Raw genomic sequence first — 14101 nt, forward strand, 5'->3', positions numbered from 1 at the left:
ACCGTATCGCCTTTATTCGTCGCTATTGCCAATCCATTCCACGCGATACAAGTCACGTCGCCTGTCGAGATAATTGCGTACCGAGCCTTCGTTTTGTAATTTGGTCAATTTGTCAAAATCCAAGTCTACAATTAAGGTCATTTCCGTATTGGGCGTCGTTTCTGAAACGATCGCATCGTGTGGGAATGCAAAATCTGACGGTGAGAAAACCGCCGTTTGCCCGTACTGAATATCGACGTTGTCAACTTTAGGTAGATTACCCACACTACCAGCAATTGCGACATAGCATTCGTTTTCGATCGCACGGGCCTGAGCGCAGCGACGCACACGCAAGTAACCATTTTTAGTGTCTGTCCAAAACGGCACAAAAAGCACCTGCATTTCTTGCTCTGAGAGAATACGCGCTAGCTCGGGGAACTCTACGTCGTAGCAGATAAGAATGCCAATTTTGCCGAAATCTGTTTCAAAGGCGGTCAGCTGATTGCCGCCTTTCATGATCCAGTCTTCTTTTTCATGCGGCGTTGGGTGTAATTTAGGTTGTTTTTCTACTTGGCCATCGCGATGACAGAGGTAGCTAATGTTGTATAACTCGTCATCCTCGATTACCGGCATAGAGCCAGCAATGATATTGATGTTATAGGACACCGCAAGATGTGACATCGCGGTCAGAATTTCTTCGGTATAAGTAGCCAAATGCCAAATCGCATCGATTGATGTGTCCGATGGGCTCAATCCCATCAGCGGCGCATTAAAAAACTCTGGGAACAGGGCTACATCACATTTGTAATCGCTCAATGCATCGACAAAGTATTCAACTTGTTGCAATAGTTCATCGACGTTTTCAAAGTACCGCATTTGCCATTGTACGCAACCTATTCGGGCGGTGCTTTTCACGCCACCAATTAAGTTGGGTTTTTCTGCGTCGTAATAAATATTGTGCCACTGTAAAAGCGTGGCATAACCCAACGAAGCCTTGTCTTCGGGTAAATAGGCTTTTAACACCTGTTTGACTTCAAAACCGTTAGAGATTTGAAAGGTTAGGGTAGGATCGTAAATATCTTTTGATTTTACCCGCTCGATGTATTCATACGGACTCATGTCTTGTGCGTGTTTTGAGTAGTTGGGGATCCGCCCACCAGCAATGATCGACTTTAAATTAAGGTTGCGACACAGCTCTTTGCGCGCCTCGTATAAACGCTGACCTAAGCGCATGCCCCGATACTCTGGGGAAACAAAAATATCGACGCCATACAACACATCACCATTGGGATCGTGGGTGGTTAAATAGGCGTCGCCAGTGACTTCATTGTAGGTGTGCTTGTCGCCAAATTGGTCGTAATCAACAATCACCGAAAACGCGGCCGCAACGACTTTACCTTTGTCTTCGATACAAATCTGTCCATCGGGAAACGTTGATATCTGGGCTTTGTATTCTTTCGGTGTCCATGCACCTCCCGCTTGTGCATATACGACATCCATGAGCTCCTTGATATCGGCAAAATCCTTCATGGTTAAATGTCGCAACTCTAGTATGTGTTCCGGAGATTCCTCCGCCGTTGTAATGTTATCAGTCACGCAATAATCCTATTTGGTTACTTCAATGGAGAATGACAATTTAGCCAAACACTATGACTTTGCTAGATTACGCAGTACGTAATGCAGGATGCCACCGTGTTGATAGTATTGCCATTCACTGGCAGTGTCGATGCGAATTTTTGTGGTGAACTCGATGGTGTTTCCATCTTCTTGTTCGGCAATAACCTCAAGTGCAGTTTGACCTTCAGTCAGCTCGCCAAAGGTAAAGGATTCGCGGCCAGACAAGCCTAATGAATCAGCACTTTCTCCCTTTTCAAACTGCAGTGGAAGCACGCCAAAACCGACTAAATTCGAGCGGTGGATCCGTTCGTAACTTTCCGCAATGACCACTTCAATACCGAGTAACTTAGTGCCTTTAGCCGCCCAGTCACGACTTGAGCCTGTGCCGTATTCTTTTCCGGCTAAAACCACCAGTGGTGTCTTGTCCTGTTGGTATTGCATCGCAGCCGCATAGATGCTTTGCGTTGTGTTCTCGGGGAAATAGCACGTAAAGCCACCTTCGGTGTCGGGCGCTAATTGGTTGCGCAGACGGGTATTACCAAAGGTGCCACGCATCATCACTTCGTGATTGCCACGCCGTGAGCCGAGGCTATTAAAATCTGCTGGTGATACACCTTCTTCCTGCAGATATTCGCCGACCGGACTATTTGACTGGATCGCACCTGCCGGAGAGATGTGATCGGTGGTAATAGAATCGCCAACTTTGACGATACAGCGGGCTTTTTCAATGCGCGGCAAATCTGACACTGCTGCTTGCATATTGTCGAAGAACGGCGGGTTTTTCACGTATGTTGATGCCGGCCAACTGTAGGTTTTACCCTCTGGTACCGGCAGGGAACGCCATTGTTCAGTGCCTTCAAACACTTCCGCATAACGACTTTGATACATGTTTGCGTCAAGGTTTTCGGCAACGATTTGATTAATTTCAGCACGGGTTGGCCAAATGTCGCTGAGCATTACTGGGTTACCATTGTTATCTTGCCCAAGTGGCTCCGATGTTAAGTCGAGTGTCATGGTGCCAGCTAGCGCATAGGCGACTACCAATGGAGGAGAGGCAAGATAATTAGCGCGCACGTCCTGGTGAATACGACCTTCAAAATTTCTGTTACCAGAAAGGACAGACGTCACGGTGAGGCTACCGCGCTGTATCGCCTCGCTGATTGGCGCGGGCAATGGACCAGAGTTACCAATACAGGTAGTGCAACCAAATCCAACCACATCGAAGCCGAGAGCTTCTAAATCATCTAATACACCGGCTGACTCCAAGTAGGCTGGTACCACTTGTGAGCCGGGGGCCAAGGATGTTTTGACCCACGGTTTCGGGCGCAAGCCTTTCTCACGCGCTTTTTTAGCGACTAAACCGGCGGCAATCATCACGTCTGGATTTGACGTATTGGTGCATGAAGTAATTGCAGCGATTACCACATCACCGTGCTTGAGGTGGTGCTTCTGACCATCGAGCTCAAACACCTCCATTCCTGAAGACGGTTGTTTACCGATTGCCGATGCTCCGCCTTCATCAGCGAAACGCGCAAGGGTCTCATTATTCAAATCGAAACCTTGCAACTGCATATGCTCAATGAAATTAGATTTTGCTTCTGTTAATGCAATTTTGTCTTGGGGCCGTTTAGGACCAGCAATACTCGGAATAACTGTGCTGAGGTCGAGCGTCAATGTATCGGTATAATCAGCGTGGGGCTGACCGTCATTACGCCATAAGCCTTGGTGTTTCGCATAGGCTTCAACTACGTCAATGTGCGACTGTTCACGACCGCTGAGTCGCAAGTACTTTAAGGTTTCATCGTCGATTGGGAAGATGCCACAAGTAGCCCCGTACTCTGGCGCCATATTAGCAATCGTTGCACGGTCGGCAAGCGGCAGGTTTGACAAACCATCGCCAAAAAACTCGACAAATTTACCGACCACACCTTTCTCTCGCAGCATTTGCGTAACGGTTAACACCAGATCAGTAGCGGTAGCTCCTTCGGGTAATGCGCCTTCAAACTTAAAGCCGATAACTTCAGGGAGTAGCATACTGATCGGTTGGCCAAGCATAGCTGCCTCGGCTTCAATCCCGCCAACACCCCAACCTAGGATCCCCAGACCATTGATCATCGTTGTGTGAGAGTCGGTGCCGACCAATGTATCGGGATAAAGCATTGTTTCTCCCGATTGTTCATTTTGCATCACCACTTGGCCCAAGTATTCAAGATTGACTTGGTGCACAATGCCCGTTCCTGGCGGGACAACACGGAAATTCGAAAAGGCTTTTTGGCCCCAACGTAAGAATTGGTAGCGCTCTTGATTACGCTCAAATTCTTTCGTTGTATTTTGTTCTAAAGCCTTGTCGGTACCGAAAAAATCGACCATAACCGAGTGGTCAATGACAAGGTCAACAGGCACCTGAGGGTTGATCTTGTCAGCCTCGCCCTCTAAGCCAATGATTGCATCACGCATGGCTGCCAAGTCGACAATGGCAGGCACACCGGTAAAGTCTTGCAATACCACGCGTGCAGGTGCAAATGCGACTTGTTCACTTGGCGTTGCATTGGGCTCCCAATTGATAACGGCTTCAATGTCAGTTTTGGTAACGTGAAGGTCATCTTCTTTGCGTAGCAAGTTTTCGAGTAATATTTTTATACTGAAGGGCAAGCGCGCAATTTTATCCTGCGCAGGAAGTGCGCTTAGTTCATAAATCGTATACGCTTCACCCGCAATATCAATTTGCTTGGCTGCATCAAAGCTGTTTAGGCTCATTGTTGTTCCTTTTACGCTGATCACTGAATTTTGTACGCAGCGAGCAAATATTTTGCTCACCGACGATAAAACTATTGTTTAATAAGGTTAAATTGTAGTCTAGACCAATGGTTTCACAACGCTGAGGGAGATTATGAGTGAAACAGTTTTGCACCAACGGATTGCTCAGGCGTTACAGCAGAGTCGTGGTCAATTAACCGGTGTACTCCTGAGGCTTGTTGGGCCGTCGAATTTAGACTTGGCTCAAGATATTGTGCAAGACACGTTCATTCAAGCGCTCGAGCGATGGCCACTTGATGGGATACCCCAACAACCGACCGCTTGGCTTACGACCGTAGCAAAGCGTAAAACACTTGATGCGTTGCGAGCGCAAGATGTCAGACTCAAGTATGCAGAGCGTTTAGCCGAGCCCCTAACCAGTGAGTGGACGGTTTCCAGTACGGTTGAAAAGGCGTTTGACGCAGCGGTTATCACCGATGATGAATTGCGTTTGTTGTTTTGGTTAAGTAGTGCTGATATGCCACAACACAATCGCTTACCTCTAGTATTAAAAACGCTGTGTGGAATGGACGCCAAGGCCGTCAGTCGCGCGTTACTGTTACCACTTGAAACCGTTAAAAAACGTCTAGTTAGAGCGAAACAAGCGATACAGTCCGCAGACTTTTCCATCCCCGAGGAAACACACTTACCTAATGCATTACATCACGTACATTTAGCGCTGTATTTAATGTTTAACGAAACGGTAAACCAAGCTGGACCAGATTTGGCGACCCGCGAGCTAATAGCCACAACGGTAAGAGGCTATTTACGAATTATCCTAGACCACAAGGAAATTGCCTCTTCCGGTAGTTATGCGCTAATGGCGATTATCCAGTTTCACATGGCTCGTTGGCCAGCACGGTTCGACGAACATGGTGAGATGGTAGCGATTGATGAGCAAAACCGTGCGATTTGGCATACGGGTCTGTTTATTGACGCTGCGAAGCTGTTAGAGCAGGCGCTTGATATGCCACAGACAGAAGCAAGTCAGCGCTTTCTATTGGAAGCATTGATCACCTATGAGCACAGTCGCGCTAGCTCATTTACGCACACACAGTGGTCATTGATAGTGGATTATTATCATAAATGGTACTTACTTGAGCCAACCCCGCCTGTTGCCATTAATTTAGCGGTTGCACAGGCTCAACATGGCGATATCAACGCTGCACTAGCGACTCTTGAGAATGTTGATAGCCGCTACTCGCCGGCGATTGCTGCGCGGGTTTTAGCGACTCAAGCGTTCGTGTCAGCGTTATCAAAAGATTCTATAAAGGCAAAGCTGTACCGTAACAAATGTGCTGCCGCCGGTTTACCCACAAAAGCATTGGCAGGTTTGGATAGGCAAATCAAAAAATTACTCAGCGACTAACCTGCGAAAGCTCGTTAGTCGCCGCGAGATTTAGTGTTCGCTTTCCAATTGCATGATTTCGCGAACTTCTACTTTGATTTTTGGATAGTTAAAGATTGGGCAGCGCTGGGCAATCTCTACTGCTTCATCAATACTGCTGGCAGCGATAATCGAATAGCCACTAACTAATTCATTAAACTCTGCCGCTGCGATATCGGTTACCACGTGGTCACCGTTGATGCGCTTGCCGGCATAGTGTAGGGGGTTTCCACCTGACACCAGCTGGCCTTTCTCTGCTAGCGCGTTCATCCAGTCTTCCCATTTTTGCATGACATTTTGAAAGTCTTCACCGCTCATATTGTCATGTGCATCGGGATCGCCACCTTGATAGATCAACATGTATTCTTGCATTGTTATTTCCTCTTTTAAGTGTTTTGCATTTGCTATGCATAACTATGACGGTTGAAGGATCCCATCGAGGACACTTGTTAGAAAAAAATTACAAATACAGCATTTCTTTTCGCGTCGGAGCAAGCGCATTGAGCACTTGGTTCTGCAAAGTATGCGGAACATCTGCGCGGTTCATCGCGTTAATTAATAAGTCTACAGTGCGGTTGAAGTCAGCTTCAGTGATATTCATCCCAGCGTGCACTTGTTCCATGGTATCGCCCGTGTACTCACAGGGCCCACCTGTTCGCTGGCAAATTTGCTCACTCAATTTGGTGACGAAACGATCAATATTTGCCCCTTCAAAATAGGCAAGGATAACGGGATCTCGTTCGATTTCTATGACGAAATTTTCAACAATTTCATTAACTTTTGAATGACCGCCCAATTGTTCGAATACGGTAGTTTGATTCAATGCACAGCCGCTCATTAATGCGACCAGTAGAATAAATGACAGAATTCGCATAGCCAGTCTCACCATAGTTGACCGTTGATGGATAAATACAACCCGTTTTGATCTTCTGCACCGGCGATGCTGCCGAGTTCAGCCCAGGCTAGCGTAAGAGCGAAGTGTTTGTTGGGTATGTAAGTAACAAAAAAGTCGACCCAATCATCTTCGCCCAAACCTAAATTATCAGGCTTCTGCCGATACTCCATGCCGACTGCAACGTGGCGAGAGAGTAACACGCCAGCAGACGCCTCTAGCATGACCTCATAATCATCGTTACGCGCACCACCAAAGCCCAAAAGGCCGAGTTCATTTGCTCGAGTAGCACGTGCGGTTACATTCCAAACCGCGTTGTAGCCGCCGATCGCGCCCAAATGCACCTTGGTAGCAGCAAGGTAAAAATCAGTGCCGCTCGATACAGAGTCGGCGCCTAATAATTGCGCGATGGTTTTGTCTTCCAAGCGCTTGTGTTGAAGGCCGGCACTGATTTGTGGCCAATCGGAATAAACCACATCACCATAGAGACGATATTTGACGCCAAAAACGTTTTGCTTGATATCACCGCCTAAGGTTTTTAAATCAAACCGGTGATGGGCGGCACTGATTTCAATGCGGTCATAAAACGAGGCAGATACACCCAATACGTTGAGCCGGTAGTCGTCAATATCTACTTGAGTTGACACTGCGCTGATGGAGATCTCATCTCTTGAGTCGTACCCGCTTAATGTTGCCCAGGGAACGATACCACCACCGCCGGTGCCCTCAATTTGCACTAGACCCGCAGTACCTATCAGTTTGCCTTCACCGGCGTGCGCTGATGAAAATGTTACGCTCATACAAAGCACAATACTCGTTATGCGCAGCAGGTTTAATCTGACCATGGCAAATCCTTATATTTTTGGATCCAAACAATTATCTCATTTAATGGCGCAGGACGACTAATAAAGTAGCCTTGGGCATATTCGCATTTCCAGTGGTTTAACAAGGCTAATGATGCTTTGTCTTCGACACCTTCGGCGATAACTTGCAAACCAAAACTGTGTGCCAAACCAATAATTGTTTGAACAATCTGTTGGTCACTTTCATTGTTCGCAAGTTTAAGCACAAAACTTTTATCAATCTTGAGATCGGTGACAGGCAAGTTTTTAAGGTACGCCATCGACGAATAACCCGTGCCAAAATCATCAATCGCGAGTGAGTAACCCGCTTCGCGATAGCGCGAAAGCTGCTGAATGGCCAATTGATGGTCAGCGACGAGATCACTTTCGGTAATCTCAAACGCGAGATTTTCGTTGGTAAGTCCTGCTTGCATTGATTTATCGATGATCATCGGCAACAAATCGTCATTTAAGATATCTGATGCGGCCAAGTTGATTGCAACACATACATTAACGCCTTGTTGCTTCATTGCTTGGACATCAGAAATTGCTCGGTTGATGACCCAATGGGTAACATCCTTAATCAGTCCTGATTGTTCGGCTACAGCGATAAATTCATCCGGCGGTACAAATCCCAAAGAAACGCTATTCCACCGTAAAAGTGCTTCTACGTGGGTTATGCTCAAGCTACTCATATGCAATTTGGGTTGATAAACTAAGGATAACTCGCTCCCGGTGACCAACGCTTCTTTCAACGCGGTAATTATCGTAATACGGCGGGTATACTGAGCTTCAAAGTCGGCGCAATAGCGAACCATGAGACTGGATTCGGTGCGTGCTTGGTCAAGCGTTATGGTGAGGTGCTTGAGTAATGTTGTTGTATCTGCACTGTCTGTTGGGCAAAGCACTTCGCCAATAGCCACCCGTAATTGTATTACCACACCTTCTACTTCTATGGGCTGGTGTAATTCTCGCTGAATTTCGTGTAATCGACGTTGAGATTGGATCTGTTCGGGGAGCCATAAAAACTCGCCACCGTTCAGTCGCGCAGCTTGACCACCAAGTGCTTGTAAGCGAGTCGCTATGACTTGCAAACAACTGTCGCCATTGTGATGACCAAAGACATCGTTAATGCCCCTAAACCCAAGAATATTGACGCCGATCACCTGAAACTCTGCGCCACTATCAAATTGTTGGTTAATGACATCATTGATCGCGTAGCGATTGAGCAGACCGGTCAGAATGTCGTGACTGGCTTGAAATTTGATCTGCGCTTCACGTTCTTTAATATTGCTTTGCATCGACATGAAAGAGCCGGTTAGGTCTGCAATCTCGGTCGTTCTAGAACGAATATCTATGGCTTGTTCATAATCACCAGCAGCGATTTTTTGACTGATCATTGAGAGTCGCAAAAGCGGGCGAGAGAGCCGTTTGGCCACGGCAGCACCGAAAAGTAACGATAAGGCAAGACAGGTTGCAGCAATAAGTGTGATGGTGATTTGTAGGTCATTAAATTCATTAAACAGTCGTTCAATGTTGTCGGAGAGTCCAATCGTAACTTGGTAATCTTCATCCGAAAGTAAGCTAAACTCTTGCGATACAAAATGATTGTTATTTAGGGTTACCAGCGACAACCACGACAGTGACTCTATGTCAGAACTAGTGCTTGTCACGGTTTGCAGATCGTTCAGCGTTGTGCGTCTAAACAGCAGATCATCGCCTTGTTTCACGCTCATAGTGGTTTCTAGTAACGTGATAGCTTTAAGACGTTCCAGAAATGCCATATCAAGTTCAAATCCAATCATAGCTATTGCAATAGGGCGGGGGGCATCTACCGTCAGTAGTAGAATTTGATACAGGCGTTGATTGATCAGTACAACGGATGTTGCTCCACCAACTTGTAACGTTTCCGCAATGAGTTCGCTCGACACCAAGGTGGTTTGTTGTTCGATATCATCAAGTGTCGCCTGAGTGACCATGCCATCGAGGCTTAATAACGCCATCAAATCAGCTTCAACCCGCGCACCGTGATTAAGCAGGACACTTTCTATAGTATTGGCATCGCCACTGGCTACTGCTTGCTTAAAGCCAAAATCATCGGTTAAAACACTCGCCGAATTGAATAATTGCTCTTCGCGATTCCCCATGATTTCGACAACAACGGATTGCGCAACTTCAAGGGTGTCACTCAGTTGCCGTTTGGCATGTTCAATTGTGGATGACCACACGCTAAACAAGATAGCTGTTGTGCACAACAGGACTAACCCCGCTGAGAGTCTAAAGATGTGTTTATTCAGTGTGTAGGAAGCCAATCTAGTTGTTATCCTTTGCCGAAGGTTCGGGAGCCAAAGGTACGTTTTTGTTCCTTGGATTGTGCTTCAATGAGTGTGACTTGAAGTTGCTGAAGCGCAGTGTCTTGCTGAACAGCGAAAGTTTCTTTAGCGAGATTGTCGATGGACATCTGAGCATGCCAGACAGTAACAGAGTCAGGTAGTGGTTGTGCAAATCTAGCGATACCGTCAACGTTGGTGACAGCCATCGTTTCGCCGTCAGACACGTATACATAGGCAACCATAGTATCGTGAATATTACAGCCTAATACACCAATACCTGCTTGTTCGAATTGTATCGGCGCAACATCACTACCTGAATACAGTTTAATTTCAAACACCTTGATTGGAGAAAAGCTATAAACGTGATGGCGAATATTATCGCTATTGGGAAAGCGTACTTTATCACCTTGTTGGATAGCCACCACAGTAGGTACAAAGCGCTTATCAATTTGGTCAACAACCGCGATTTTGTCGGTTGCAGGCACCACTGCATAAGCGCGATGAGCAACTACGGCGTTAGGCACGGGCTGTCCGTGCTGATCGATTACCTTAATCTCATATTCAGCGAGTGACGCAAACGACGCGCAAAGCATTAATAGTGTGCTAGCAAAAGCATATTTCATTCGAATCAGCATGTTACCTCTATTAGTATTAAAAATAGCAAACATTTTGCAGAATAAATACTGTTTACTGTTTACTGTTTAGGACGGGGATGCGGGGCATTTAGTCATAGATCGTAATCATTGCCCATATTCAGAATTCAAAACTTAGCCTAATCTAATAGCACGTTAGCCATAGACATTTTGTGCCTAACTCAGTTCGTCCTTTATCGACCGTTCGACGAATTATTTTCGCGCCAATTAAAAGCTGCATGATAGCGCTATGTATATGCTCCGATAGCTGTACGTTGTGAGTAATGTAAATCGCAATTGCACAGCGAGTTTGACCAAGTTTCTTGTCGTGGCTTTTTCTAATTTTTTCGGCGCTTCACTGTTTAATGCGATTAGTTTAAGAACTTCTGAAAAATTAGCGACTTAACTATTGGCAATTAAGGCATTCCATTGCGATACTATGCAAAGACGCGAATATAATCGGTTAAGTGAGAATTAGCATGGACAAACAAGTCAGCTCTCGAGCCACCAACGCCAAGGCTCTGCGCATCAATCTTGACGAAAAAAAGTACGGCACAATTGTCGAAATCGGTGCAGGTCAAGAGGTCGCTCGACAATTCTTTCTGGCCGGTGCAGCAGCCGGTACCATCGCCAAAACGATGTCAGCCTATGACATGAAGTTCTCTGATGCGATATACGGGGTTCAAGAAGATCGCCGCTACGTTAGCCGCGCACGCGTTAAAGCGATGATGGAACAAGAGTACGACCTAGTGTTAGAACGCATCGCCGATGTACGTCCGCGCTCTTCGCGGTTCTTCGCCTACGCGGCTACCGTCGCGGCGAAAAGCTTCAAAGGCAATAATGAGTGTCATGCGTGGTGTGGTATCCGTATTCAAATGTACCCGGGCGCAGAGCCGTCAGATATTATCGTGCACGTGCGAATGTTTGACGATAACGCTGAAGCGCAACAACAGGCGCTAGGTGTTCTAGGGGTTAACCTTATCTACGCCGCTTATTACTACTTTGAAGATCCGCGTAAAATTATCGATTCATTGACCGACAACATGAAGCCCAACCGGATTGAGATTGACTCGGTGGAGTTTCATGGTCCGTACTTTGAAGAGATTGATAATCGTGCCAAGAATATTCACTTGATTCGCAGCTGGAAAACCCGCGCGATTATGTTCCGCCCGGATGGCAGTGTCGCGGTACCTGCGGAAATGCTATACAAGAAAAATGTTATTACCATTCGCGGCTCATTCCGACCCGTAACCAAGCTCAATGAAGATATGATAGAGCAGGGCAAGAAGGCGTTTTTCGCTCAGAAAGGTGTAGATGAGTCAAATACCGTCGCGATCGCCGAGATATCGCTCAACGATGCTTACGGTAATGATGCCAACTTCCCAGAAGCCGATTTAATTGAGCGTGTGCAACTGTTAAACAAGCTCGGCTATAACGTGATGGTCTCGGATTACACCCGCTACTTTTCATTGCGTGCTTATTTCCGCCAATACACCAAGATGCACATCGGTATAGTGGTTGGCATGATCAATGTGAAGCAAATTTTTGATGAGAACTTCTACCGCGGTGTTGAAGGTGGAATTTTAGAAGGTTTTGGTAAGTTATTCCCCGATAACACTAAGTTGTTTGTCTACCCAGAGCGTGCCGCTGATGGAAAACCGACCAATTTCACCGAAGTAAAAGTACCTGAGCATTTGCGCTTCCTTTATCGCCACTTGCTTGAAAATGGCTTTGTGGCAGGTATCGAATGTAGCGACCCTGAATTGTTTAACATCTACTCGCGTGAAGTATTAAAACAGATCCCGACAGCGTCTAAAGATTGGCAACAACTCGTGCCAGAAAAAGTGGTAGAAGAGATCGTCAATCGCAAGTTGTTTGGGTATCGGGGGTAACACGACTCATTTGGCTCACTCCAACAAAAAAGGGCGTATTGAACGCCCTTGAATGTTTATTTGGTGGTGGGGCGGGACGCCGGTTTGGTTCCCACAATAGGAACTGAATTAGCCCCGCAATTACTTTAGTATGCTAATGCAGGTTAATGCTCACGCAGGAGCTTCGGAGGCTAAGTTGCCAGACACTAGTAGAATCTTTGTTGACACATTTTTAATAATAGTTTAATTGATGCCAAAAGGTTTTGCGCCCATCTTAAGTTGTTCTTTACGTTTTTCAATAAACATTTGTCGTTCTTCCAACGTAAGTAAATCCATTACGATTGCCCCCATCTCATAGGTTAATTGCCACTTACGCTGTTGAGCTTGAGCGGCTTTTTCTGCTGCGGCAAACGCTTGTTCAACATCGTAATCGGCTCTAGTTGCGATTGCTAACTGATATTCTCGATTGGCCTGTTTGAGTTCTCTAAAAGACTGACGCAACTCTGGTAACCTTTCACGTATCGTGGCTCTGACTTTATCTTTGGTCGCTTGTGGAATCTCATCAAGATGCAGTAACATCATAATGGGTTGGCCACTGTCCTTGTATTCTGCTGCAACTTTGATTTCTGGGCGCTGGATATAGAAAACGCCATATACCAGCACAAAGGTTAGCAGGATAAACAGTATTAGTTCTAATTTTGTGAATTTCATGTGCTGTCCTAAAATATTGAATCTGGTAATGCATGGGTGTATAGCATGAGTTCTTGCTCTGGAGGTAATGGCGGTAACTGAAAAAGCCCAACCACTATGGCTAGACTAGCACCGCAAGCCACTGAAGCAAGCAATTGTATAGTGCCTTTAGCAAAGTAGCCTTTTAGCATGCTTACCATGCGTTGACTGAAGGCTCCATTCGGCGTCTGTTTAATTTGCTGCATAATTTTGTGCTCAATATGTTGAGGCAGCAAAGGTTCGCCGGACGTTTTTAAGCAACTGTCTAGCCATTCTGCAGTCGCTTTGGCCGATACAACGCAAGGATCGTTCTGGGTTGAGCTGATCAAGCAACGTTTATCGTCAGGCCACTTATCGGTTGCAGCGCCATAAGTGTGGTAGCAATCCACTACCGATTGGATATCTTCAGCTTTCGGTTGTTTGTTCATACTGATTACCTCAAACCTGTTAATTGTTTACGTTCAAATAGATCGCTTAACGAGCGTCTTGCCCGAGCGAGTAAGGACTCGACCGCCTGTTCTGATACACTCATAATGGCACCCGCTTCGGCATTTGATGCGTCACAATAGATGTTTAATGTTATTGCTAAGCGCTGTCGCTCTGGCAAAGACATAAGCGCGGTTTGCACGTAGTGCGAATAATTTTCATTGATGGCGGTGGCTTCCGGGGATAAGGATTCACTTAGCAGGGCATCCACAGTTTGGTGCTGATTTGACAGTTCTGATTTTTTCCGCAGTTTGTCAATACAGGCATTCGCCGTGATACTTTTTACCCAAGATGCTACTGTACCTTTTTCAGCGTTGTAGCTGTGTGCTTTTTGCCAAATCTTCACGAAAACCTCTTGGGTTATATCTTCGGCCATACTGCTGTCCCCAGACATGCGCCAAGCGATTCGGAAGACACTTTGTCCATATGTCTGATAAAAGTCAGACATTGCCTGGTGGTTTCCTTGTGCCATATCCAAGACTTGGTTCACATGCCTGTCGTTTTCTGCCAATTGCAATAGCCTTTGTTTATCAATGT

12 protein-coding genes are annotated in these 14101 nt (G+C 46.2%); 2 read left to right on the plus strand and 10 right to left on the minus strand.

Annotation, left to right across the window (positions count from 1 at the left end; translation table 11 throughout):
* Positions 1 to 12: 12 nt before the first annotated feature.
* Entirely contained in the window at positions 13 to 1509 is a 1497-nt protein-coding gene (locus QTP81_RS08035; protein WP_434532976.1) for a GNAT family N-acetyltransferase, read from the minus strand.
* A 117-nt stretch (positions 1510 to 1626) separates the two neighbouring features.
* Positions 1627 to 4353, minus strand: a complete 2727-nt coding sequence (acnA, locus tag QTP81_RS08040) for an aconitate hydratase AcnA (protein ID WP_289364839.1) — start codon at positions 4351 to 4353, stop codon at positions 1627 to 1629.
* A 133-nt stretch (positions 4354 to 4486) separates the two neighbouring features.
* Here acnA and QTP81_RS08045 point away from each other — a divergent pair, with 133 nt between their 5' ends.
* The gene (locus QTP81_RS08045; protein WP_289364840.1) at positions 4487 to 5761 is read left to right on the plus strand and encodes an RNA polymerase sigma factor; all 1275 of its coding nucleotides are present in this window, start codon (positions 4487 to 4489) and stop codon (positions 5759 to 5761) included.
* A 30-nt stretch (positions 5762 to 5791) separates the two neighbouring features.
* Here QTP81_RS08045 and QTP81_RS08050 read toward each other — a convergent pair whose 3' ends face one another.
* The 5 genes from QTP81_RS08050 to QTP81_RS08070 form a co-directional block, all read right to left on the minus strand.
* The gene (locus QTP81_RS08050; protein WP_289364841.1) at positions 5792 to 6151 is read right to left on the minus strand and encodes a YciI family protein; all 360 of its coding nucleotides are present in this window, start codon (positions 6149 to 6151) and stop codon (positions 5792 to 5794) included.
* 88 nt (positions 6152 to 6239) lie between these two features.
* Positions 6240 to 6653 carry a group I truncated hemoglobin gene (locus QTP81_RS08055; protein ID WP_289364842.1) on the minus strand — a complete coding sequence of 138 codons (414 nt, stop codon included), beginning with the start codon at positions 6651 to 6653 and terminating at the stop codon, positions 6240 to 6242.
* Positions 6654 to 6661: 8 nt separating this feature from the next.
* A complete protein-coding gene (locus QTP81_RS08060; protein WP_289365613.1) occupies positions 6662 to 7471 on the minus strand; it encodes a DUF3034 family protein in 810 nt (269 codons plus the stop codon).
* Positions 7472 to 7503: 32 nt separating this feature from the next.
* Positions 7504 to 9825 carry a putative bifunctional diguanylate cyclase/phosphodiesterase gene (locus QTP81_RS08065; RefSeq protein ID WP_289364843.1) on the minus strand — a complete coding sequence of 774 codons (2322 nt, stop codon included), beginning with the start codon at positions 9823 to 9825 and terminating at the stop codon, positions 7504 to 7506.
* An 8-nt stretch (positions 9826 to 9833) separates the two neighbouring features.
* Complete coding sequence (locus tag QTP81_RS08070) at positions 9834 to 10481, minus strand: methylamine utilization protein (protein ID WP_289364844.1); 648 nt, start codon at positions 10479 to 10481, stop codon at positions 9834 to 9836.
* A 476-nt stretch (positions 10482 to 10957) separates the two neighbouring features.
* Here QTP81_RS08070 and QTP81_RS08075 point away from each other — a divergent pair, with 476 nt between their 5' ends.
* Positions 10958 to 12370 (plus strand): TonB-dependent receptor, encoded by a 1413-nt coding sequence (locus QTP81_RS08075; RefSeq protein ID WP_289364845.1) that lies wholly within the window; start codon positions 10958 to 10960, stop codon positions 12368 to 12370.
* A gap of 222 nt (positions 12371 to 12592) precedes the next feature.
* On the opposite strand, the gene QTP81_RS08080 is transcribed toward QTP81_RS08075, so the two are convergent.
* The 3 genes from QTP81_RS08080 to QTP81_RS08090 are packed head-to-tail and all read right to left on the minus strand — an operon-like array spanning position 12593 to position 14054.
* Positions 12593 to 13060 (minus strand): periplasmic heavy metal sensor, encoded by a 468-nt coding sequence (locus QTP81_RS08080; RefSeq protein WP_289364846.1) that lies wholly within the window; start codon positions 13058 to 13060, stop codon positions 12593 to 12595.
* Positions 13061 to 13068: 8 nt separating this feature from the next.
* Positions 13069 to 13506: a hypothetical protein gene (locus tag QTP81_RS08085; protein WP_289364847.1), complete on the minus strand. Its 438-nt coding sequence runs from the start codon at positions 13504 to 13506 to the stop codon at positions 13069 to 13071.
* A 5-nt stretch (positions 13507 to 13511) separates the two neighbouring features.
* Positions 13512 to 14054, minus strand: coding sequence for an RNA polymerase sigma factor (locus tag QTP81_RS08090; protein ID WP_289364848.1), 543 nt, complete (start codon positions 14052 to 14054; stop codon positions 13512 to 13514).
* Positions 14055 to 14101: the final 47 nt, after the last annotated feature.

Source organism: Neoalteromonas arenosi (assembly GCF_030362855.1).
GTDB classification, from domain to species: domain Bacteria; phylum Pseudomonadota; class Gammaproteobacteria; order Enterobacterales; family Alteromonadaceae; genus Alteromonas_E; species Alteromonas_E arenosi.